Annotated in this window: 29 protein-coding genes; 6 read left to right on the top strand and 23 right to left on the bottom strand. The window is 57.9% G+C overall.

Annotation, left to right across the window (positions count from 1 at the left end; translation table 11 throughout):
- The first annotated feature begins 17 nt into the window (after positions 1–17).
- Both G0D83_RS13290 and G0D83_RS13285 read left to right on the top strand, forming a co-directional pair.
- The gene (locus G0D83_RS13290) at positions 18–395 is read left to right on the top strand and encodes a hypothetical protein (RefSeq protein WP_164194756.1); all 378 of its coding nucleotides are present in this window, start codon (positions 18–20) and stop codon (positions 393–395) included.
- Between the two features lie 367 nt (positions 396–762).
- On the top strand, positions 763–1,074 hold the full coding sequence (locus tag G0D83_RS13285) for a hypothetical protein (protein WP_164194752.1): 312 nt from the start codon (positions 763–765) through the stop codon (positions 1,072–1,074).
- Between the two features lie 15 nt (positions 1,075–1,089).
- Here G0D83_RS13285 and G0D83_RS13280 read toward each other — a convergent pair whose 3' ends face one another.
- Positions 1,090–1,422 (bottom strand): hypothetical protein, encoded by a 333-nt coding sequence (locus G0D83_RS13280; RefSeq protein WP_203595603.1) that lies wholly within the window; start codon positions 1,420–1,422, stop codon positions 1,090–1,092.
- An 88-nt stretch (positions 1,423–1,510) separates the two neighbouring features.
- Positions 1,511–2,332, bottom strand: a complete 822-nt coding sequence (locus G0D83_RS13275) for a metallophosphoesterase (protein ID WP_164194749.1) — start codon at positions 2,330–2,332, stop codon at positions 1,511–1,513.
- A gap of 139 nt (positions 2,333–2,471) precedes the next feature.
- Between G0D83_RS13275 and G0D83_RS13270 the strand changes: the two genes are divergently transcribed.
- Positions 2,472–2,930: a hypothetical protein gene (locus G0D83_RS13270; RefSeq protein WP_164194746.1), complete on the top strand. Its 459-nt coding sequence runs from the start codon at positions 2,472–2,474 to the stop codon at positions 2,928–2,930.
- A gap of 10 nt (positions 2,931–2,940) precedes the next feature.
- On the opposite strand, the gene G0D83_RS13265 is transcribed toward G0D83_RS13270, so the two are convergent.
- The 6 genes from G0D83_RS13265 to G0D83_RS13240 form a co-directional block, all read right to left on the bottom strand.
- A complete protein-coding gene (locus G0D83_RS13265) occupies positions 2,941–3,717 on the bottom strand; it encodes an MBL fold metallo-hydrolase (protein WP_235958079.1) in 777 nt (258 codons plus the stop codon).
- 328 nt (positions 3,718–4,045) lie between these two features.
- Positions 4,046–4,462 (bottom strand): hypothetical protein, encoded by a 417-nt coding sequence (locus G0D83_RS13260; RefSeq protein ID WP_164194743.1) that lies wholly within the window; start codon positions 4,460–4,462, stop codon positions 4,046–4,048.
- Complete coding sequence (locus G0D83_RS13255; protein WP_164194740.1) at positions 4,463–5,314, bottom strand: hypothetical protein; 852 nt, start codon at positions 5,312–5,314, stop codon at positions 4,463–4,465.
- Between the two features lie 57 nt (positions 5,315–5,371).
- The gene (locus G0D83_RS13250) at positions 5,372–6,700 is read right to left on the bottom strand and encodes a hypothetical protein (protein ID WP_164194737.1); all 1,329 of its coding nucleotides are present in this window, start codon (positions 6,698–6,700) and stop codon (positions 5,372–5,374) included.
- A gap of 286 nt (positions 6,701–6,986) precedes the next feature.
- Positions 6,987–7,811 (bottom strand): hypothetical protein, encoded by an 825-nt coding sequence (locus G0D83_RS13245; protein ID WP_164194734.1) that lies wholly within the window; start codon positions 7,809–7,811, stop codon positions 6,987–6,989.
- Positions 7,812–7,815: 4 nt separating this feature from the next.
- Positions 7,816–8,169 (bottom strand): hypothetical protein, encoded by a 354-nt coding sequence (locus tag G0D83_RS13240; protein ID WP_164194729.1) that lies wholly within the window; start codon positions 8,167–8,169, stop codon positions 7,816–7,818.
- A gap of 196 nt (positions 8,170–8,365) precedes the next feature.
- On the opposite strand from G0D83_RS13240, the gene G0D83_RS13235 reads away from it, so the two are divergent.
- On the top strand, positions 8,366–8,788 hold the full coding sequence (locus tag G0D83_RS13235) for a hypothetical protein (protein ID WP_164194726.1): 423 nt from the start codon (positions 8,366–8,368) through the stop codon (positions 8,786–8,788).
- A 68-nt stretch (positions 8,789–8,856) separates the two neighbouring features.
- Here G0D83_RS13235 and G0D83_RS13230 read toward each other — a convergent pair whose 3' ends face one another.
- The 14 genes from G0D83_RS13230 to G0D83_RS13165 form a co-directional block, all read right to left on the bottom strand.
- Positions 8,857–9,306: an META domain-containing protein gene (locus G0D83_RS13230; RefSeq protein ID WP_164194723.1), complete on the bottom strand. Its 450-nt coding sequence runs from the start codon at positions 9,304–9,306 to the stop codon at positions 8,857–8,859.
- Between the two features lie 68 nt (positions 9,307–9,374).
- Positions 9,375–10,132, bottom strand: a protein-coding gene (locus G0D83_RS13225; RefSeq protein ID WP_157374241.1) for an IS5 family transposase whose coding sequence is annotated in 2 segments (ribosomal slippage) — positions 9,375–9,811 and positions 9,811–10,132 — 759 coding nt in all. Because the reading frame shifts where the segments join, the coding sequence is not laid out codon by codon here.
- Between the two features lie 90 nt (positions 10,133–10,222).
- Entirely contained in the window at positions 10,223–10,624 is a 402-nt protein-coding gene (locus tag G0D83_RS13220) for a hypothetical protein (RefSeq protein WP_164194720.1), read from the bottom strand.
- A gap of 63 nt (positions 10,625–10,687) precedes the next feature.
- The gene (locus G0D83_RS13215; protein WP_164194717.1) at positions 10,688–11,035 is read right to left on the bottom strand and encodes a hypothetical protein; all 348 of its coding nucleotides are present in this window, start codon (positions 11,033–11,035) and stop codon (positions 10,688–10,690) included.
- Positions 11,025–11,561, bottom strand: coding sequence for a hypothetical protein (locus G0D83_RS13210; RefSeq protein WP_164194714.1), 537 nt, complete (start codon positions 11,559–11,561; stop codon positions 11,025–11,027). The genes G0D83_RS13215 and G0D83_RS13210 overlap by 11 nt, the downstream gene beginning before the upstream one ends.
- A complete protein-coding gene (locus G0D83_RS13205; protein ID WP_164194711.1) occupies positions 11,558–11,833 on the bottom strand; it encodes a hypothetical protein in 276 nt (91 codons plus the stop codon). The genes G0D83_RS13210 and G0D83_RS13205 overlap by 4 nt, the downstream gene beginning before the upstream one ends.
- Positions 11,834–11,934: 101 nt before the next feature.
- Complete coding sequence (locus tag G0D83_RS13200) at positions 11,935–13,413, bottom strand: hypothetical protein (RefSeq protein WP_164194708.1); 1,479 nt, start codon at positions 13,411–13,413, stop codon at positions 11,935–11,937.
- A 41-nt stretch (positions 13,414–13,454) separates the two neighbouring features.
- A complete protein-coding gene (locus G0D83_RS13195; RefSeq protein ID WP_164194705.1) occupies positions 13,455–13,766 on the bottom strand; it encodes a hypothetical protein in 312 nt (103 codons plus the stop codon).
- Between the two features lie 79 nt (positions 13,767–13,845).
- Positions 13,846–14,424, bottom strand: a complete 579-nt coding sequence (locus tag G0D83_RS13190) for a hypothetical protein (RefSeq protein WP_164194700.1) — start codon at positions 14,422–14,424, stop codon at positions 13,846–13,848.
- Positions 14,421–15,020: a DNA-binding protein gene (locus G0D83_RS13185; protein WP_164194697.1), complete on the bottom strand. Its 600-nt coding sequence runs from the start codon at positions 15,018–15,020 to the stop codon at positions 14,421–14,423. Before G0D83_RS13185 ends, G0D83_RS13190 begins: the two co-directional genes overlap by 4 nt.
- Before the next feature lie 91 nt (positions 15,021–15,111).
- Positions 15,112–15,330 carry a hypothetical protein gene (locus G0D83_RS13180; RefSeq protein WP_164194693.1) on the bottom strand — a complete coding sequence of 73 codons (219 nt, stop codon included), beginning with the start codon at positions 15,328–15,330 and terminating at the stop codon, positions 15,112–15,114.
- 101 nt (positions 15,331–15,431) lie between these two features.
- The gene (locus G0D83_RS13175; RefSeq protein WP_164194690.1) at positions 15,432–15,626 is read right to left on the bottom strand and encodes a hypothetical protein; all 195 of its coding nucleotides are present in this window, start codon (positions 15,624–15,626) and stop codon (positions 15,432–15,434) included.
- Between the two features lie 10 nt (positions 15,627–15,636).
- The gene (locus G0D83_RS13170) at positions 15,637–15,864 is read right to left on the bottom strand and encodes a hypothetical protein (protein WP_164194686.1); all 228 of its coding nucleotides are present in this window, start codon (positions 15,862–15,864) and stop codon (positions 15,637–15,639) included.
- Complete coding sequence (locus tag G0D83_RS13165) at positions 15,861–16,508, bottom strand: hypothetical protein (protein WP_164194683.1); 648 nt, start codon at positions 16,506–16,508, stop codon at positions 15,861–15,863. The genes G0D83_RS13170 and G0D83_RS13165 overlap by 4 nt, the downstream gene beginning before the upstream one ends.
- 131 nt (positions 16,509–16,639) lie before the next feature.
- On the opposite strand from G0D83_RS13165, the gene G0D83_RS13160 reads away from it, so the two are divergent.
- Both G0D83_RS13160 and G0D83_RS13155 read left to right on the top strand, forming a co-directional pair.
- Entirely contained in the window at positions 16,640–17,194 is a 555-nt protein-coding gene (locus tag G0D83_RS13160; protein ID WP_164194679.1) for an RNA 2'-phosphotransferase, read from the top strand.
- A gap of 132 nt (positions 17,195–17,326) precedes the next feature.
- Positions 17,327–17,644 (top strand): integration host factor subunit beta, encoded by a 318-nt coding sequence (locus tag G0D83_RS13155; RefSeq protein WP_164194674.1) that lies wholly within the window; start codon positions 17,327–17,329, stop codon positions 17,642–17,644.
- A gap of 36 nt (positions 17,645–17,680) precedes the next feature.
- Here the strand turns inward: G0D83_RS13155 and G0D83_RS13150 are convergent, their stop codons facing one another.
- Positions 17,681–19,441 carry a hypothetical protein gene (locus G0D83_RS13150; RefSeq protein ID WP_164194670.1) on the bottom strand — a complete coding sequence of 587 codons (1,761 nt, stop codon included), beginning with the start codon at positions 19,439–19,441 and terminating at the stop codon, positions 17,681–17,683.
- Between the last annotated feature and the right edge of the window lie 44 nt (positions 19,442–19,485).

The following is a 19,485-nucleotide window of genomic DNA, read 5'->3' as shown; positions in this document are numbered from 1 at the left end:
AAAGGACGATACGACGAATGACGAAAGTGGAAGCCTCCCAACTGGACAAGAAACGTCGGAGCGCACTCAACTGGGGAGACGTCAGCTTCACAACGTTCATGGTGGTCAGCGTCTTGCGTGACGTTTTCATGGACACGTTCGACCTCTTGAATATCCACTATGCGGGATGGGCGACGTTCATCGTCCTTATGGTTGCCGGTCGCTGGAGGGAGGGCGAAGACTATTTCAGGGGTGATCACAACGTCAGGGCGCTGCTGGGCATCGCGGTGATCGTCGGCGCCGGCTACCTGTTTGCGCTCGGGTTCTTCTCAGAATTCTGCTTTCTTCTCGTGGGTGGCGTCAGTTATCTCGAATATAGCCGGCATGCCTGTCTTGAAGAGCAGGTCGCAGCCTAATGGACTTTCGGTATCGGGTTGCCATCTTCGAAATCATTGAGGCCCTGTTCGTTGGATCTATGTCGCTAATCATCCTTAGCGACCTCTTGGAGTGGAGCCGGGATGGCCTCCTGAGTGCATGCGTGATGTCGCTAGTCTGCTATTGGGTCGTGAAGGGGAACCGCACATCGCGGCGGCGGATCGGGAGCCATTTCTACTATCCGCCATGGTTCTTCTCGGCGATCAAAGGCTTCCTATATGCCTATTCAGCGTTTGTCATGAAGACGATGTACGGCGCCCCAGTTCTCTCAAGCATGCTGTTCACTGCCGGTTTCCTGCACGTGCCGCTTGTGGTCTTCAGAGACCGATAGAAACCAGAAGGATCTCAATGACACTTCCTTTCGACAAAGACATCCTTCCGGAAACGGTTGGACTCATGCTCTGCAAAGTGGTCGGTGACGATGACCTAAGACTGGCGGAGCCTGTCATGTTTGATGGAGGGCGCCCTGCGGTCCTCAAGACACTCAATCGAGCGCATCTCGCGGGCCACGTCGGAGGCTCCATCGACAAGTCCGCAAGCTATTGGGCGGATCAGCTGAATTCCGATTGGGATACGATCGGTGAGATCAGGCTAGATCGCGATAGCTGGAACAGCCTGAAAAATCACTGGATGCGGTGCAAGATGCAGCCATCCAGGTGATCATGGAGCAATCTGTCAGTATTTGAAGCTTGGCGTACTGCCGGATGCGCCGACTTCCTGTTGAATGCACCCTTCCAGGATCACGTAGCTTCCGCCGATACTGTGGGCGACCTCATCGCAATAGCTGCCGGCCCGCCCCGGAATGGACGCCCAGCGCGCCTTCAGGCCGTTGTAGACGGTTTGTTCCTGCTCGAGGCAGCCATTCTTCATGACGTAGCTGCCCCCGACCGTTTCTGCGACAAGATCGCAATATCCAATCGCATCATAGCGCGGGACCGCTTGGGCATATGCGGGTGAAAAAGCAGCGCAGAGCCATGCAGTTGTGACGAGGTAGAACAGACATTCCAAGGTGGCCCCCTCCAACAAACATGTCACAGGAAAGCCACGTTTCAGTTTTGGTGCAAGTCTACCCACTGTCGTGTGGCGTCACTTGTGCTCATAGGGACGCATAGTGCGCGTATCCTCGTGTGCTGAGGCCGGCCATTTCCCCAGAGTGATCGGTCGCCCGGGTGTCATCGCTGTCCCGTGTGGCGCCCGGGCAAATCTCCTTCCGAGGCAATTTAATCCGGAAGGGCTCAGCCTTCGCCAGGCCGCAAACATGGAGACCGTTCATCAGCTGTCCGCGGAAGGTGGTGTGGTGGTGTCCATGTACGATCATCTGGGCCCCCATGTCGTCGGCAAGCTGGTCGAGTGCCATGAATCCGTGCTTCGTCATGCTTGAAGGCGCCTCATGGGTCAGCAAGATGTCTGCACCCAGCTTGCGGATGCGTTCGGCGTCTGATGGGAAGATCGAGCTCCAATGGCGCAGCGGCAGATCCCCCCGCCAACGGGAGGTCGTCTCAGACAAGAAGTGCTCCGGGCTGTCGAAGCGGGCCGCATCCTCGTAGTTCATCTCCGGAAACCAGATCGTTCCGCGGAAGACCCCGCCCAGCGCACCAATGCGGAGGTCTGAGCCGGCGAGTGTGCGGACATCGCCGTGAAGGTGGCCTTCGGGGTAGCTGCCGAAGGTGGCATCGAAGATTTCTTCGGAGTCGGTGTCGTGGTTCCCGTGGGTCCAGATGACCTCGATGCCGTCACGCAGAAGCGGTGCAATCGCTTCCCGAATGGGCACGATGCGGTCGGGGCCATCTTTGGGGCCGGTCATGTCACCGACAATGAGCACCGTGTCGGGTCGCTCTTCATGGCAGGCGGTGATCAGAGGGTCGTAGTTGCCGTGCGGGTCTCCGTAGAACAGGATGTTGTGGTCGTCATTCTTCATATTCTTGAGCTTTCCTAGTGCTCAGTAAAATGACACCTCGGGGTAAATTTCAGATTTCTTGCATGGGTTCCGTGGGGGAAGTCATGGCTGGCGCCTTGCCACCGTTGGCACATCTCCTCGCAAGATCAGGAGAATTTAAATGACCAAAGTTCACACCGCAGAGGATATCCTTCAGGCCATTGAGGCCCGCATGCAAGGAGATTGGGATAACCCGAAGCTGGCCCAGTTCGGTCCACACATGGCCGATACGATGGCAGACATTCGGGACTTGCTTGAGCAGCCCCGGCTCACTGAGGCTGAAGCGGCAGCCGCTCGAGAGGATCGGGCGGAGGTCTATGTGGTCAATACCTCGGACAGCAACGATGAGGAGGTCATGCGTGCCTTCTCCGACCGCCATAGCATGGTGCTCTACGTGGCCAACACGTTCGCCTACGACGGAGATGCCGAACTCGACACTGGGGAGTTCTGGGATGAGATTTCAGAGAACTACGACCACGGTGAATGGAAAGCGTTCCACATCGGGGTGATGGACCCGAAAACTCTGAAAATCGAGACCTTCCAGCAGCCGACGGATATACGTCCGAGGGTGGGCATGTGACGGCCACGATTCAGAACGGCAAATAGACTTCTCCCGGTCCAAATGCCCAGAAGCGGTGCTGGGGAATGCCTGCAGCCTCTAGGCTTTGCGCAAGCAGTTCGGAGGGCTCATCCCGGGGCTCATCGGTGAGCTGGAACGTCCCCCAATGAAAGCCAAGTGCCTGGCCAGCTCCGATATCGTTGAAGATCTGCACGGATTCCTCGGGAGCAACATGCTGCGGTGCCATGAACCATCGCGGCTCGTAGGCCCCGATCGGGATGAGGGCGATGTCTGGCGCGCCGTATCGGGCACGAAGACTCTGAAAAATGGCGCCGTCCCCGTAGCCGGTGTCCCCGGCAAACCAGATGCTTTCTCGAGGGGTCTTGATCCAGAAGCCGCTCCATAGGGCCATGCGGCGATCGCCAAGGCCTCGGGCGGACCAATGGTTTGCGGGCGTGAGGACGACGCTGACACCGTTGCCGATCTCGAATTGGTCGTGCCAGTCCCCGGTCATGATCTTGGCGCCTCGCACCGCACGCCCCACGGTGACGTTTGTCCCCAGTGGCATCACCATCTGCGGGCTGTGGCGCGCCTGCAGTCGCTTCAGGGTGGCGACGTCCAGGTGGTCATAGTGGTTATGGCTGACCAGCACGACATCGATCGGAGGCAGCTTTTCGAAGTCGATCCCGGGTGCGGTGACCCGTTTGGGGCCAACGAAGCTGAAGGGGCTAGCACGATTAGACCAGACAGGGTCCGTTAGGATGTTCAGGCCGGCAACCTGGATCAAGACAGAAGCGTGGCCGATCATCGTGATCCGCGGCGCCTGGCTGCGCTCTACAGGGACGGCCGGCGTGATTGAGACATGCGTCGGCCACTTTGCCCGCTGCCCACTCCGGTGCCATTTCAGAAGGTCCTTGAAAGAGCGGTCAGTATGATGACCGGGAGATTGGAACCTCTCCCCATCGAAGTGTGCGCTGACGGGGCCAGAGTAGTAGCGATTACGAGGCATGAGGATCCTGAAATTTGGTGCCTCATTCATGTGGTTGTTTGGTGGGTCGGCGCAAGTGCCGGTTGGTATCGGTCTCGCTACTGGTGTTGAAAGAGATTTCGGGAAAGATCGCGTCAGAAGGTGGCGTTCAGCCGGAACTGGCGGCATCGATGCTATCCAGCAGACTCTCCGCATGTTGCAGCCTTGTCGTCGCATTCCGAAGCCACTCACGAATTTGCGCCGTATCGAGTTCATGCTTCACTGCGGGGCCTTCTGTCAGAGCAGCGAGGTGATCGAGTGAACGCGCGAGTTCGTCCACCAGCATCGCAGTGATGTAGGCTCCGTTGTCCAAGGAGAGGATACCAGAGAAGAACGCTGCGGGTTCAGCGTCCGATAGAGCGCGTTTACCTATGAGCCGACAGTCGAGCAGGGGCAGCAACACATCTTGATTATCTGAATTTCTAGCGAAGGTCGTCGTCAGGGCAAGATCGACGCGGGTTGCTGTCGTCAGGCTTTCTGCGATGGATCCGCTGACATTGAGAACAGGTCTACTCTGGTCAGCCATTTACTTGCTCCGCCCGGGGAATGTGGGGCTACCCTGCGCAAAAAGAGGGGACTGGAGTTCATACTTGGGCGCGAAGTTGTCAGATTTTAGTTCAGCCCCTGGTGATTGGACCTTGGCGACTCTCGCCGCGGCGGCCGGAGACGCTGGTAACGTGACGGGCCAAGCGCCATGCGGTGGCATGCTCCCGCCGAAGTTGCCAATAGTGACAGGTTCAGGCCCCGCGCGCAGAGGCGCCGGAACCGCGGCGCATTGGATGGCTTCGGCGACGGGCGTGAGGGGCCCGCTTGTCTTAGGGGCGAGCTTTTCGCCAAGCAACGTCAGGGAGACAATGATTGAGCGTCCAGCTGGCTTTCGCGCCACAAGCCCTCCGGAGCTGAGCATCCCGAGTACGCGAGAAAGATTTGCCGTCTTGATCTCTAGTTGACCGGCTAGAACACTTCTCTCCAAGGGGGTGGGGTGCGCTCGCTGCAGTGCAGTCAGGATTTCTGGCACGTGAGCTCGGGTCATCAGTCGCGTAACGTCTTGTGCAATCTCATCATCGCGAGTCGCGGCGACCTTCACCACGTCGGCGAGGCCCTCTAGGCGAATCGAGATGTCGGAGTGGATGGGCGCGTTCTCCCCATCAGACGCTGTCAAGCTAAGCCTTGCCGAGATGTCTTTGATTAGCCGATGCCAAGATCGAAGCTCATCTCCGAAGCGTCGTTCAGCAAGCATCGTATACGCCAAGCGGACCAAGGCATTGTAGATCTTGCGTGGCATGCGAGTGTCGTCGGCCGACAGGAGCTCTGCCAGAAGGGGGCGGGCCTCGGTTGCATCCATTTCGCCATTGGCGAGGGCTTCAAGTTCACTCATGTTCCGGCCTCTTTCGTCACAATGATGGTAGGCGGCGTCTCAACGATTTACAACGATTTATGGTTCCATAGCAGGTGAGGCGGGGATGTAAAAGGTAGTAAATTGGCTTTCGACGCGAGCGCCATCTATGAAGGCGGAAAGTGCCTGAGGCGGATCGAGTACGATGTAGCCATTTCCCGGCGCGTCTGGCTGCGTCTCGTCAAAAGAGATCTGCTGTACGACGACGACCGGAGTCTTCCTCAAGCTGGCCAAATGGGCGGCCTGCGCTTTGTGGGAGGCGACCGTCGATAGTCCGCCCATTGATGGCACGAGCGCCAGAGAAAAGTCGCATTGAGTTAGGAACTTGATGCGCTCTACATGGCAAAAGTCGAGACATGTGAAGAAAGCGATCAGCTCTCCGTCGCACCAAAGAAGCGGAACGTCTTGCGCTGAGGCGATGTCTTCACTTCGACCATTGTCCCGCTGCATGTATGCGAGCACCTTGTCAAAGTGAAGCTGCTCTCGGCCTCGCCCGTCCAAGACATGTCCGCGGTTCCTGAACTTGCCATCGACCTGCTCGTGCCATGTTCCGGTAACAACGACAGGTGGCCGTTCACCGATCAGAGGGTCGCCAGCAAGGGCGCGTTTTAGTCGAGTGACCTGACTGGGTGGCATTGTGAGCTCCGGCCAGATTAGCGTGTCACACTTGTGTTTGACGGCTTCAGAGTGGTGGCTGTCGATGATGTGTCCGTAATCTTGGTCTGGGCTCGAGATGTCATCAGCTATGAACCGCAGTTTGCCGTCCGTGGTAACGGTATCGGTGCACTCTAGTTGGACCTTCGGAAAAATTGCCGCTCCGACGAGGCGCCGGTCCCCGCGGTCCGCGGTTAGGTCGCAAAAGTCATCACTGATATGGAGCCGGATTTTAAGGAGCTCGATCTCTCCAGGGATGATCCGATGGTATTTCATGCCTCGTCGCCGGAAGCTACGCCCGATCTTGAAGAAGTCCTTGGGATTCCGACACGGGACAACATAAGCCCCGTCTGAACAGGTGAATTCTTCAAGATCGTCATCTGAAAGGAGTTGTGGTTGGGACCTGAGGTATTCGTCGATGTATCTTAGAGCCGCGATGATGTTTCGAAATTTCTCCTCATCAGACGAGGCGCCGCTCCATGGATCGCCCCCCTCTCGCCCCAATGCGCGACCGATACTCTGTGCCCACTGATCGAGGTCCTCCTCGCTGTAGCCTTCGAACACATTGAGGGTCAGATAGTCACCTGCGTACAAGGCCATCCCGTGGAGTTTGCTCAGCAAGGATCGCGCAACGCAGGGGTCTGAAGCCCAGGTTGCAAACGCATCGCTCTGCACGAAGTTCTCGTAGGTGTCTGCGAAGGAGGGGGGTGTCATGTCCAAGATTCAATGCAAATTTGTGTCGAACAATAGTCGTAAGAGGCAGCTTGTGAAAATCGGCTAATTGGAAAGCCATGGTATCTGGATACTGTCCAAAAGGGAAGTTTGTCGGCGTTGGCTGAGATGCTGCGCTGGGGCATCGAAGCCGACAGACGTGATAACTTCCTCGACGAAGGAAACGCTGGGCTATATCGGCGAGTTGGCAAAGGTGCGTGAGCCGGCGGCATATGGCCAAGCGTTCGCGGGCTTCACGCGGGAACACAAATGCGGAGACCAGTAGAGGTTACTGATTACACCAACCTTCGACGCCAGCGCACCTGTTAAGAATGCCTGTCATCTGCCAACCGTCGCCCCTGCCGTTCGTACAGAACGTGGCGCCGGGATTGCCCCCAACTTGGAAGCTGAAATCGGTATAGCACCAGAGTTCAGCGGGCCAGCTCCCGCTTGGCTGCCATCGATTGCCACAGGGTCTGCGCGAAGGGCTGATCTGGAATTCCCTCCCGCAAGCCGGCGCACCGTCCTGTTCGGGCATTGAAGGTGGTGACACGGCGTTCTCAATCGCTTTCCCTAGGAGTAGGGAGAGACCTTTTGCCACCTCCTCTGCAAGCTCAGTATCCGGTGCCGCCGGAGTTTTCTCTCCGGTAGTCCCAACCTGAGCAGCTACGATCCCTTCACTCCCGGAGATCGCCGCGGCTTCGGACATGGTCTGTGGACATGCTGAGAGAGCGCTAAGGCTGATGGTCTGTAGTGGATGCTTCGGCTCCACCATTTTCAGCATATCTTCGATATTCTCAGGAGGGGAATCCTTCCAGAATCCATACCAGCCCACTTGTTCGCCCCGAGAGTTTACATACTGACAGGACAAGTATCGAGGTGGCTCGCCCTCCATCATCGAGGAGAACAACGCTGTGAAAGCTTCTCTTTGATCCGGCTTGATCTTCTCTCCTGCGCTGTAGCCCTCGAACATCGTAGGCTTGACGATCACTTGGAAAGGCGCGTCCAGGTGCGTGCCATCGCCTGATTGGCAAAAGGCGGGGGCACTAAGAGAGAGGATGACCACAAGAGCAGTTGTTCCGCATTCGAGCCAACCCCGGTCTTGATGCTTCATTGCGCTACCCCTTGATCCAGTAGAGCTTGGGCTTCTCCTGGCCTTTCGGCCAGTCCTTGCATAGCCTGGGAACAAATTCCGCTAGCTGTCCCGGAGCAGACGCTTTCAGAGCCTCGATCTCGGCGTCTGAGCTTAGTGGCACCCATGTCGAGTATTGCGGGTCTTGTCCGCCTTCCCAATCGACTTCTTCGTAGAACTCAAAGCCATAGAGTTGACCGCAGCACCGGCATTCCAGCAGGTACCGCCACCAATGACTTTGTTTCGCGAAAGTCTTGCGCAGGCCAAATTGATCGGCCATAGGCTTGGTAACCGTGGCTTCCGGTTCTCTCCATAGAACGCAATCTTCTAGAGAACCCATTGCTGACCCCCCTGTCGACAGAACCGATATTGAGGTGGCGAGCACGACTTGAGAAGTCGAAAAATTGTGTCGCCTTCGACGATCCCATAGGTCAACGCTACCGCAGCAACGCAGAATGGAGCCAGAAGGAGGTTGAAATGCTGCAGTGCAGCATCCATGTATGTTGGGACCACGCGGAACCCCATAGGAGGACCTCATGACGGTTCAGAACGAATTCGCAAAAATGTTCAGCTCGATCCCCAACATCTGTAATCCGGACCTCGCAAAGGGCGGGATGGCAACGGCCGCCGATTACAGTGCCAACCTCAGTCAAGTCACCCTTGATGCCGCGGGGAAGTCTGCGGATGTGCTGACCGCCTCAACCAAGGAAACGCTGGGCAACATGCGAGCACTGGCCGAGGTCCGTGAGCCGTCGGCATATGGAGAGGCATTCACCGGCTTCATGCAGGCGCAGATGCAGCTCGCGCAGAGCACAGCGTCGGCACTTTTCGAAGTCGCACAGGACGCTGGCGGGAAGATGGGCGCAGTGTCGGCTGGCGCTGCTGAGAAGGCCGAGGAGACCGTTACGAAGACCGCGCGTGGGGCAGCAGCCCGGAAGCCGGCTTCTAAGGCAGCCTAAGGCACGTTAACCCGATATCGTAGGAGGGCACGTCCGCGCTGGGCGTGCCTTTTGCTGGGGGTGACTCACTATTCGGATGCGGTGAAGGAGGCCAGGGGCACGCCGCTTGCGTTGGTCAGCGTGAGCTTGGGGCCATTCAACACATAGCCCTCCGCCTCGCCCAGCGCGTCGACCATGGCCTGTTCCAGTTGCGTACGCCAATCCTCGAAGCATAGTTTCCGGGTGCTGGCCATGGGGCCATCGAGCATGAACATGGTGTCGGTGATCTCGGCCTGGCCGTTATGGGTGTTGCAGCCGGCGAACATCGAGAAGCGGCCGTCATCCTGAAACTGGATCGTCGGGGGCTGATCTACTTTTAGAGCCTTGCCGTCGACCTGCGTGGCCACCCAGGACACACCCGAAAGCGCGGGTGGTTTCGCATTGCCTACACAACCCGCAGCCATGAGGGCAAACATCGCAATGGACACGGTAAAGACAACTCTGCATTTCGACGGAATGTGATCAATCTCCTCAAGCAATCCGGATACCTCAGAGAATGGAAGGCGCACCGGCGTAGTCAACGCCTAGGGTCAGGACTCGTTCTCTCTCAAAGCCAGAAGATTACGGTCGCAGCGAGTGCGATTGCTGAGAAGAAGGTTTGCGGGCAGCGGTCATAACGGGTCGCAACCCTCCTCCAGTCCTTGAGCCTGCCGAACATGATCTCGATCCGGTTGCGACGTTTGTATCTGCGCTTGTCATACCGGACGGGCGTCTTCCGTTTCTTCCGGCCCGGGATGCAAGGACGTATCTTCTTGTCCTGTAAGGCTTCTCTGAACCAATCGGCATCATAGCCACGATCTCCGAGCAGCCACTTCACGTTGGGCAACCCGCTGACCAGGGCACGCGCCCCGATGTAGTCGCTGACGGGTCCGGCAGTCAGGAACAGGTCGATGGGTCGGCCTTGGCTATCGCAGATCGCGTGCAGCTTCGTATTCATGCCGCCTTTGGTTCGGCCAATCAAACGCCCACGCCCCCCTTTTTGACGCCCAGGCTGGACGCCGTACGATGGGCCTTCAGATGAGTTGCGTCGATCATCACGGTCGTCTCCTCACCGTGCTCGGCCGCCAACCCCGCCATGATCCGGGCGAAGACACCCCTGTCGCTCCAACGCTTCCAGCGATTGTAGAGCGTCTTGTGCGGGCCGTATTCCCTCGGCGCATCTCGCCACCGCAAGCCATTGCGATTGATGAAGATAATCCCGCTCAGGACACGCCGGTCATCAACCCTGGGCTTGCCGTGCGACTTGGGGAAGTAAGGCTCCAGACGCGCCATCTGCGCATCGCTCAACCAGAAAAGATCAGACATGTTCACCGCTCGTTTTCGAAGGGTGAATCACGCGCACCCAACCAAATCAATGGGTCCTGACCCTAGTTGTCGCGACGCTTGGATGGAGTATTACTCAGGGAAGGCAGCTCGGCACTGGTTGACCTGCTTTTGGTAGGACACCTGCTCCCGGGCGAAAGCTTCCCTGAGTTGCTCAAGCTTGGAGCGCTCTTCGCTGACGTCGATCGCCACTGCTTGCTCGCGGGGGCCGTTGTCCGTCCCGATGCAGGTCGAGATGCCAATGTTGCCGTGGTAACCGCGGCCATACCCATATCCGTTGCCAGTACAGAAGCCCACAGAGGCTCTGGGCTCCTCCGAGACGTGGATCGCATAGCCGCGGGCAATGTTGCCTTCCGCGGTCTCTATGCGTTCCTGGATGGCATTCAAGCGCTCTCCAGCCCTGTCGATGCACTTCTCCTGGGTAGAAGCGCAGGCGCCAAGCGCGAAGAGGAGAGGGAGAACGATATATTTCATACTGGTGAACTTTCTTGGCGGCGGCTTGCGGTGACCAAACGATGGGCTCGGTGTCCGCCGGCGTCAAGGTGAGGGGGCAGCAGGCGCGGCGGTCAACTCTCGAGCCTTCTCGATCTGGTCTCGGATGATCTCACGGACCTGATCGTGGAGTTCCGGCGTATCGTCCTCGTCGTCGACAGAGTAGAAGATCGCTGAGCCGAAGTGACCGTTGTACTCGACGCCGTGGACGTATTTGACCTCGGCATCTTTGGCGGTGCCATCGCCTTCGAGTCTGAAGACGAGCTGGTCGTGATAGTCGAAAAGGTTTTCGTGTTCGGCGTTGGTAATCGCCAGCATGTCGGAGACTTCAATCTCGACGCAGTACGCCCTTCGCTGGATCTCTGGCTGCCCGATCTTCACTTCAGATGTCATGGATGTGTCCTCCCTTGGCATAATGCGCCCGTAGCTCCGCGGGTGTCGGAACCTGGCTCACCTCGGGATGTCGTTTCTCCAGTCGAAAGACACCAGACCAGGTACGCATCGCTCGGTACTCGAACCGCTTGGTGGCGCTTTCGAATTGAATCCCCAGCGCCAACCGGTAGCGCGCTGGGCGCCGGGCCGTCATTGCGATGGTGACACCGCTCTGGGCTGCACGCGTGGTATCGAACAGAGTCTGGAACGAAAGGTCGGCGCTCATCAGAACAAGCTTGTGGAAGGAGCGTGGGGATCGCTTCTCGCGAGCGCTGAGAGAGTTGAGCGCCGAAGACTGATACCGCTCGCCTCGGAGATCGATGAGCTCCCAGGGGTCGTCGGCATCATGCTTCCTGGCAACGGCGTCCAGAAGAGCTGTCTTGGCGCCGCTGAAGCACAGGTCCGTTGGCCGCACGAGGATGTGCTGACCAACCATGCCTGTCTGGTGATGCCGACGAAGAGGCTTCAGAAGACTCTGAAAAATCATGGGGCGGATCGCACCTTGTGCTCGTCGTACCCGCTGCGGTCGATGCTGATCTCTTCTTCTCGCGGGATGTTCACGGTGAAGAACTCTGCGGAAGCTTTGTTGGCGATGAGCGCGTACAAGGCGCCTTGCGCGAGTTCGAGCAGAACTTGTCGACCGTCGTCAAGCTTGAGCTCGAGGCCGGAGTCCAGGAGATGCAACTCAGCGCCCACTTCAGAGGGGATGCCGGCAGAAGATTTTTCATCCCTGAGGATGACTTTGGCGATATAGGACATGGGTTCCTTTCTTTGGGTGCTAGGTGATTTCAGAGACTATTTTTCAGAGTCTTCGAGATGTCATGGCGCGGGGGCGGACGGAATCTCGAGTTCGGGCGCGGTCACATCAACGTCGAGAACGAGGTGTCCTCGCTGAAGGTGATTGGTTCAGGGGAGAGGATCAGTGACCGGCCGCAGTAGGGGAGGTCCTCTTTCAGGCCACTTCTCTGGCAGGCGGCATCGAACTGCTCGATGCTGCGGCCGTGGGGGATGTAGAGGTGGACGCGTTCAGGAAGCGCCTCGAAGCGGTGGGCCCTGGCGTAATTACCTTGTGTGGCCTCTTCCAGGATTGCTAGGGCGGCCTCCTTGGTGATGTCACCCTTGGCGCAGGCCAGAGATAGAAGATGGTCCTCGGTGGCCAGCGTGAGGTGCTCGAGCCCGGCTCCACCTAATATTTCAAACCTGGGGTCATCGGCTAGAAGGTAGCCGCGGAGTAGGTCTTCATCGCCCTTAGCTTCCAGCTCGCGACACTCTTTGGCGCTGACGACCTCGCCATAATCGAGCAGCATGACGCGGCCGGTTGCTTTCTCGCGCACAGGCTTCGGGAAGTGGTCACCGAACGAGATCCCCATCACCCCTGTCTGCTCATATGTCTGGATCGCCCACTCGAGCGCGCCAACGTCCGCATTGAACCTGACGGGAAGGTCCATGTCTTTGACATGTGCTGCATGGAGCGCTTTGCTGAAGGTCTCGATGTCGGAGGCCGAAAGAAGATAGATTGGCGATCCCGCTCCAATCTCCATGTGCACAACCTCAGGGAAGCGCTTATAGAGCTCGAGTGGCCGGCGCTCATAGTTGTCTTCTGACCGGGTGGTGTAGAATTTGAGGTCCCACCCCTCGAAGTCCGCATCCAGTTGCTCACCGGTCTTAAAGTCCCAGTAGCTGGCATAGTCGGTGGTGATTTTGTGAAGCTTCTCACCCGCCATCTGTCCGGTGGCAATGCAGGTATTCATATGCGTGGTGATTGCTGGGAGCTCGTCGTGGGTGAGCTCTTTGAACTTGAAGGACGCAGACGCTGACTCAACAGCGCCCCTCACGATCGGGATGAGCTCCCTTGAGAGCAGGCCGGTTTCAACGAAATTGTTCCAGCGCTCCACAGCGCGAATGCGGCCAGGTTCCACGCCTTCAACCTTGGAAAGCGTGCCCTCGACCTGCCGGCACATCAGTTCACTCAGGCCCGCGGCCATCTCCGGCGAGGCGCCTAGGTCACCGCGAAAGTCGATGCGCTGGAAGGAAAACTTTCCGACCCAGTGGTCGAGTTCTTCAGGCGCGAGGGTGCGGCGAACCGGGGATACCGCGGAGAGGAGGGTGTCGTAGTTCGGACCCAGGGCCCATGCTTCGTCATCGTGGATAAAAGCACCTTTCTCTACGAGGCTATCGAACAGGAGGCGAGCGCGTTTGCCATCGCCGCGCTTGCCAAAAAGGAGGTCCTCCAGGAGCTGCAGTGCCATCCCAAGGTGGATGTAGCGTGAGCCGTCCGCCTTGAATTCATTGGCCCCCCACAGAAGCATCTGCCGGCGCGCGATCGCGGTCTTATCCATCGTTCTCTCTCTTCTCGATGTTCTGTGGGGGCCGTTCAGTCTTACAGTTTGGGCGCTGCGGCGAGTTCAGCGTGGATGTCGTAGTCGTGCCGGTCGATCTGGATCTCGCCCTCAAGCGGGATCTCGAGGTTCAGAGGGGCGTCGTTCGACTGATTGTAGCTGTGGACACGCACCGTGCCGTTCTGGAGCTCGATCCACACCGAGCGACCGTCTTCCGTGTGAACCTCGATCGCGTCGTCCTTGATGACGAGATCGAGATCGAGGCTATTGGGCGCGTCTTTGGCGGTGCCTCCGTTTGCCTTGTTGTCCTGAAGATTCAGCTTCACTGCGCTGCCAATATTGTCTCTTTTCATGGTGTCTATCTTCCTTTTTTGAAATGATTGGTGTGGTGTCACCTGTGATGATCTATCCACAAATATGAATTGAACTGCGTCAGGGCGCCGGAGAGGGCGCTGGGGGGCGTGTAAGGATGATGGGCTCGACGAAGCTATGTCTGTAGGCGCCGTGGTCGACATTTTGCCATACAGCCTGTCCGTGCTCTTTCCAGCATTCGCCAAGCTCAGCGCATGACATAGACATGCACTTGATGAGCTCGGGCTCCTCTTCGCGGCGCTCGATTGCGGCGATGCGCTCGGCAAGCGAGTGGACCATCAGCATCCGCACGATCTGATAGCGGAACGCGTAAATGTCTGTCCCCTCGCGATCCTGAATTTTCACGATGCCATCTTCGAAGGTCGAGCCTTCGTGACGTAAGATCGACAGGTAGAAGGACCGTACGCTGAGGTCTGCAGCGCGCTCATCGGGTGCTACCCAGGTGATCGTCTCACCAGTGCTTGCCTGCAGACAGCATTGCCATTGCCCGGCGTCAATCTCGGCAAGGGAAAATGTGCCAATCAGCGTCGCGAACTCGCCCATGCCTTCGTCGAAAAGACTGACGCGGAGGGCCTTCAATTCTTTGAAGGCACCCAGCATTGTCATAGTTGGGCTGGCATTTGTGGCGTCGGGGGTCACTGGGCGCCGTCCGTGTCCGAATGAGAACGTGCCAATGCTGGGTGCCGAGGGTCGTAAAATTCATCTGCGTCGGTCGGAACGACCCCAATGGGCCGCCTGATTGCGGAGTGCAGGGAAGTACGCAGCCGTTCGTTTTCAGCGCTCAGACGCTCCACTTCCTTGGAAGTGTCGGACGCTGCGATCACGTTGTCAGCAGATTGCCCGGGTTGTGCCTTTTCCAGAGCTGCACGCAACTCGGAAATCTGGGTCTCCAGACGGTCGATCTCATTGAAAGCATCATCGCGGTCCTTCGTGGTGACCTCGAGATCCTCGGACCACTTGATGCGTTCCCCCTCGTACTGCCGCTGAGCGGTAGTACGAGCCACGTGCCAGATCGAGCCGATAGCCTGCAGGGCTGCTTGCTCGATCTCTGGAGGGATGGCCTCAATCTGTACTTGCGCCTCGCGCCACGCTCTCAAGAGCGGACACACCGTGTTGGGAGAACCTTTTGGGGTTCCGCCACCAATTTCTTTTCGGACAGCTGTCACGCTGACAGTTTCGCCACGAGCAACCAGGGCATCAGCGGCTGAAAAAACGACGTTCCGATCGATGGGCATATGGTCTTACCTTACCTTTGTAACTGGAGTTGAGTGGCCATTGTCGCGGGATATCAGCGACGATCCGCGGCCAGAGTTTTCGCTCAGCCTCTTATGAAGAGGCCTCTTCGTTCTGTTCGATGGGCCCGAAGCCGATGGCAAAAGGCCCCACATAGATGCCGCCACCGCCTTTCCATCGCTCGAAGCCGAGGCCGACCATCAAGAACCAGGGCTTCACCAAAAGTGTGCAGCCGAGGTTGCCGGACACGCGGAAGGTGGCGAGCCCCCGAAAACCGGCGTGTCGGAAGTTTGTCGTCTCGTTCCAGGCCATGGAGGCATCCTTTCTGGGCGTGGCGTTACCATGGTAACGGGCGCGCTGGGCGCAGTGCTGAGGTCTGAGGGCGGAGGTCTAAGGGACCAGCCGGTGCTGCCTTAGGTGGATCGTTCCATCGAGCTCAGCGCGGAGATGCCAAGTGCGGCCATCGCGAGGCCGGGAGACATCGACTGTTCGGCAGCGAAGGCCGGGCTTGGGCGCCGCTGGTGGGAACGCTTGCCTTTGTTGGCAGCTTTCTCCTTGAGGCGCAGTCGTTCCTTGCGGGCGCGGGGGTTGGGCTTCTTGCGGGGCATCTCGTCTCCTTCAGGTATTCACGGCCAGGCATTCGGTGCAGAGGTCCGGACGTAGGGGCGCCCTCTCTCCGCAGCCCGGGCAGTAGTCGGTGGGTTCGAGTGGGGCGTCCAAGCGTTCGAGGCCAATCTTCAAGGAGCGCTCGAAGAATTTGGAGGCGAGCATGTTGAACTCGCCTACCGTCATCCCGCCGAAGAGATCATCCGGCTCAATGTCGCCATGGGCGTTGCGTTCACTCACGGCTGGCCCGCCAAAGGCAGCCATGGAAAAACCTGGATGGCGTCCTTTTCAGGATCGGTGTTGGGAATGTCTGATTTCAGGTTCCCGGTACTGGCCTTCAGATAGAAGGAGTTTCGGCAGTCATCCCACTCGGCGATGAGCTCCTCATCGGACATGTTGTTGAAGCCGGTGCAGCCCTCGAGCTTGGTGTAGCTGATGAAGTCCGTGTCCTCGTGGTCATCCCAAGAGTTGATCGCTTCGGCGACGGCGGTGATGGCTAGCCGCTCGATGAGGCCATTGCGATCGATCTCGATCTCGGCATCGTTGAGGCCCTGAATTTTCAGAATGTGTTCGGGCCAGGGGCTCGCGGGAACCACTTCAGGGTCTTGGTGATCGAAAACCAGCTTTCCGGCGTCGAGCAGCAGGTAATACTCGTCTCGAATGTCTGCCCAGTGCTCTGCGAGCTTGACGTTGTCCCAGCGGCTCAGGCCAAGGGAGCCATGATCTTCCACCAAGTGGAGGAGGCCATCGTATTCTTCGTTTTTCGCCGCGCTTAACAGCGAGGTGATCTCGAAGTTGGTGCACATCTGAATGATGTCCTTGCGGGCGTGGCAGATGGCGTCGCCATCCACTGTAATCGATGCGACAGGTGACTTGGGGTGCATTGGGTACTCCGCTTGTTAACTCTATTCATGACATATGTAGAATTCCGGCGCAAGTAATAAGGATAGCATGGATAGGATTGACTCCTTGCAGGAAGTTGGCGAGTAACGCAGTAGGATAGATGGACTGAGAAATGACAGACTTAGCACGGAAATCGCGCATGTTGGCTCGAGTGCTTCGCCATGAACCGCAGTTGATCCGGGTCGAGCTCGACCCCGGGGGCTGGGCGCTGGAAAGTGATCTTCTGAATGGTTTTCGAGGTGTGGGCGTGCCGTTCACCCGGCGTGAGCTTGCAGAGATCATCGAGTCTGACCAGAAGTCCCGCTTTACCAGGCAAGGCATCAAGATCCGCGCAGCTCAAGGACACTCGTTCCCGGTTGACCTTGGCCTGACACCTGTGCGGCCGCCACGAGTTCTCCTGCATGGCACGGCAACAGAGAACCTGAACGGGATTTTCGCGCGTGGCCTCGAAAAGCGGCGGCGCAACTACGTTCACTTGAATGTCGATGTCGAAACCGCGCTGCAGGTAGGAAGACGTCACGGGAAAGCTGTGGTACTCAGGATCGACTCTGAAAAGATGTCCGACATCGGGTTTGAATTTTTCAGAGCCGAGAACGGCGTCTGGCTCACCGAAGAGGTGCCAGCCGCCTACCTCTCGGTGCACTCCTACGACGATCTGGCAGGCTGAGCTGACACGGTCGGCTCAAAGCCCGACAACTGGCACTCATCCGCGCCGTATCGCCGCGCCCTAAAATCGCCTTGGACTCAGGGCCTTTCTCGCAGTACCTTGTACGTCAAACGAAATCCCGGGTGAGGCCAGATGATCAAGTCAGAGCTCATTGCAAAGATTGCAGATGAAAACCCTCACCTTTACCACAGGGACGCCGAGCGGGTTGTTGATACGATCTTCGAGGAAATCATCGAAACCATGGTCCGAGGTGGCCGTGTGGAACTCCGGGGCTTCGGCTCCTTCTCGGTCAAACAGCGAGAGGCTCGAGAGGGGAGGAATCCGCGTTCGGGCGAACCTGTGGTAGTGGAGGCCAAGGCCGTGCCGTTCTTCAAGGCTGGGAAAGAAATCCGGGAACGAGTTCAGGAAGCCGCAATCGCGGCCGGCGCCATACCAGACACCAAAGACTGAGGCGGCAGGGAGCACGCGGGCTCCCTGCAGGTCAGCTCACCTGGACATGCCCGGCGTGCTGCTGTTGTCGGTCACCATGCTCTCATCGAATTGGATAGCAACTCGGTTGTCAGGATGGATGCTCATGCTGCTAGGGTCGATTGCAACGCGGTCGCCCTTCATCTCGACTATCTGCGTGGTCTGATCCATAGCGACTTCCAGCTGCTCGCCGCCCATCGTGACCATCTTGCCATCCGTGTCGTCATCGAAGCTCATGGCTGCAAATTGCTGCGCCAGCTCCATGCCTTGACTGGTCTCCAATTCGGCGCCGTACTCTACGCTCAAGTCCGGGCCCAGAAGCTTCGCGATCTCGTCATAGCCTTCCTCCACTGAAAATGTGTGGGGACTTCGATCTGCCTGAGATGCATTCAGCTCCTGAACTTCTTGGTCGACCAGATCATTGCTGACAGAGGTCACATTGGAAGTGATCGCGCTCGGAGCGCCGGCTGCCGAGATGGCTGGGGCGATGGATTCGGAAAAATCAAAGACTATCTCCTTAAATTGGCGATCACGTGCGTCATAGGTATCCAGGAAGACATCCATCGACCTCTCACTGGCGCCATAGTCGCCAATATATGCTGACGCCATGTAGCTCGTGGGCTCGCCAGTCAGCGACGAGTCCTGATTGACATGATTGAAAGCGGTCTTGATGGTGGCGCCGTCGCTTTCAATGGTTACGACGTCGTCATTCCGGAACATCTTCATCATGACGGTGGCGCTTTCGCCGAACTTCTGAGACCAGTTGTGACGCAACTCTTCGGTGTCGAGCATGGCTTTCTCGACGTGGGCTCCAGTGAACTCAGTGGAGTTGGCCGCTGCATTGGAGGCGATGCTTGCGAAGAACTCGTCGTTGATGGAGCCTTGCATCTCCTCAAAGCTGCGGCCCCCGTTCAGGTTGCGGAGCACGGTCACCTCGTTTCCCTGAATTTGAGCGATGTCGATGTGACCGGTATCCTCGTCGTACATGACTTGCGTGATCGGGGGCCCCTCGACCGACGGATTGTAGTCCAGGAGGGAAGAGCCGGTCATGGCAAGCGAACCGATCGTGATTGCCGCCAACGAAACGCCGCCAACCAGAGCCTGGAAGATCGGGGACTTCTTTATGCTTTGAATAGCATCGACGATGAGCGGCTTCAGCGTTGGACCGTTGCTGAACATGTAGGGAGCCGGAGAGCCTGGGTTCTCGATGATGAGAGCCTTCTCCTGGCCGGAGTGTAGCGTCATCGAAACCAATGGGGCCTCAACAGGCCGATCCTCGGTCGCCTGGCGCACCTCCGTGGCTGATGCGTGAAGCATGGACGACAAGCGGTGAGTGGCTTCGCAGGCGATCACCACATTCTCATGTCTGATCTTCCTCAATGTGCCTGTCGCTGCCCTGATATTGCTGGTTGTGACGAAGCCATCGATGTTCGTGTGAAACGCATCCCGGTTCGGCGCTATGGTGTCATCGCGCTTGAGGGCAACCTCTCCGTTTTTGGTGAAGGTGACTTCGTCGATGATATGGTTGCCCTGGAGGATGTACGTTTTTCCAGATGAGCCGAGAAAGGCTACAGACCGCTCCATACTGTGTTTCTTGGCGGCGTCTTCCGAGACCTCGATGCCGGTCATGGCATAGAGCAGGCTGCCCAATTCAACGAAGTGACCCTTGTCTTCGGGCATGTGACTTCCCTCCGCCAAGAGCCTGTCATCGAATACCTTCTGCTCGTTCGGCTTCTTGAGCAGAAGGCGCTTGGTCAGCTTGTCAAATTGCTTCGCCATCGAAAATTCATCCCCTTCTGTTCCACTCGAAATGGTCAGGGAAG

Source organism: Salipiger sp. PrR003, assembly GCF_010500785.1.
GTDB classification, from domain to species: domain Bacteria; phylum Pseudomonadota; class Alphaproteobacteria; order Rhodobacterales; family Rhodobacteraceae; genus Salipiger; species Salipiger pacificus_A.
The sequence above is the reverse complement of the archived record's forward strand: the minus strand, read 5'-3'. Positions and strand labels throughout refer to the sequence as shown.

What these genes read in the sequence shown, in the direction of transcription:
- G0D83_RS13290 (WP_164194756.1), top strand. Translation starts at nt 18, where the DNA reads ATGACGAAAGTGGAAGCCTCCCAACTGGACAAGAAACGTCGGAGCGCA.
- G0D83_RS13285 (WP_164194752.1), top strand. Translation starts at nt 763, where the DNA reads ATGACACTTCCTTTCGACAAAGACATCCTTCCGGAAACGGTTGGACTC.
- G0D83_RS13275 (WP_164194749.1), bottom strand. Translation starts at nt 2,332, where the DNA reads ATGAAGAATGACGACCACAACATCCTGTTCTACGGAGACCCGCACGGC.
- G0D83_RS13270 (WP_164194746.1), top strand. Translation starts at nt 2,472, where the DNA reads ATGACCAAAGTTCACACCGCAGAGGATATCCTTCAGGCCATTGAGGCC.
- G0D83_RS13265 (WP_235958079.1), bottom strand. Translation starts at nt 3,717, where the DNA reads ATGATCGGCCACGCTTCTGTCTTGATCCAGGTTGCCGGCCTGAACATC.
- G0D83_RS13260 (WP_164194743.1), bottom strand. Translation starts at nt 4,462, where the DNA reads ATGGCTGACCAGAGTAGACCTGTTCTCAATGTCAGCGGATCCATCGCA.
- G0D83_RS13255 (WP_164194740.1), bottom strand. Translation starts at nt 5,314, where the DNA reads ATGAGTGAACTTGAAGCCCTCGCCAATGGCGAAATGGATGCAACCGAG.
- G0D83_RS13250 (WP_164194737.1), bottom strand. Translation starts at nt 6,700, where the DNA reads ATGACACCCCCCTCCTTCGCAGACACCTACGAGAACTTCGTGCAGAGC.
- G0D83_RS13245 (WP_164194734.1), bottom strand. Translation starts at nt 7,811, where the DNA reads ATGAAGCATCAAGACCGGGGTTGGCTCGAATGCGGAACAACTGCTCTT.
- G0D83_RS13240 (WP_164194729.1), bottom strand. Translation starts at nt 8,169, where the DNA reads ATGGGTTCTCTAGAAGATTGCGTTCTATGGAGAGAACCGGAAGCCACG.
- G0D83_RS13235 (WP_164194726.1), top strand. Translation starts at nt 8,366, where the DNA reads ATGACGGTTCAGAACGAATTCGCAAAAATGTTCAGCTCGATCCCCAAC.
- G0D83_RS13220 (WP_164194720.1), bottom strand. Translation starts at nt 10,624, where the DNA reads ATGAAATATATCGTTCTCCCTCTCCTCTTCGCGCTTGGCGCCTGCGCT.
- G0D83_RS13215 (WP_164194717.1), bottom strand. Translation starts at nt 11,035, where the DNA reads ATGACATCTGAAGTGAAGATCGGGCAGCCAGAGATCCAGCGAAGGGCG.
- G0D83_RS13210 (WP_164194714.1), bottom strand. Translation starts at nt 11,561, where the DNA reads ATGATTTTTCAGAGTCTTCTGAAGCCTCTTCGTCGGCATCACCAGACA.
- G0D83_RS13205 (WP_164194711.1), bottom strand. Translation starts at nt 11,833, where the DNA reads ATGTCCTATATCGCCAAAGTCATCCTCAGGGATGAAAAATCTTCTGCC.
- G0D83_RS13200 (WP_164194708.1), bottom strand. Translation starts at nt 13,413, where the DNA reads ATGGATAAGACCGCGATCGCGCGCCGGCAGATGCTTCTGTGGGGGGCC.
- G0D83_RS13195 (WP_164194705.1), bottom strand. Translation starts at nt 13,766, where the DNA reads ATGAAAAGAGACAATATTGGCAGCGCAGTGAAGCTGAATCTTCAGGAC.
- G0D83_RS13185 (WP_164194697.1), bottom strand. Translation starts at nt 15,020, where the DNA reads ATGCCCATCGATCGGAACGTCGTTTTTTCAGCCGCTGATGCCCTGGTT.
- G0D83_RS13180 (WP_164194693.1), bottom strand. Translation starts at nt 15,330, where the DNA reads ATGGCCTGGAACGAGACGACAAACTTCCGACACGCCGGTTTTCGGGGG.
- G0D83_RS13175 (WP_164194690.1), bottom strand. Translation starts at nt 15,626, where the DNA reads ATGCCCCGCAAGAAGCCCAACCCCCGCGCCCGCAAGGAACGACTGCGC.
- G0D83_RS13165 (WP_164194683.1), bottom strand. Translation starts at nt 16,508, where the DNA reads ATGCACCCCAAGTCACCTGTCGCATCGATTACAGTGGATGGCGACGCC.
- G0D83_RS13160 (WP_164194679.1), top strand. Translation starts at nt 16,640, where the DNA reads ATGACAGACTTAGCACGGAAATCGCGCATGTTGGCTCGAGTGCTTCGC.
- G0D83_RS13155 (WP_164194674.1), top strand. Translation starts at nt 17,327, where the DNA reads ATGATCAAGTCAGAGCTCATTGCAAAGATTGCAGATGAAAACCCTCAC.
- G0D83_RS13150 (WP_164194670.1), bottom strand. Translation starts at nt 19,441, where the DNA reads ATGGCGAAGCAATTTGACAAGCTGACCAAGCGCCTTCTGCTCAAGAAG.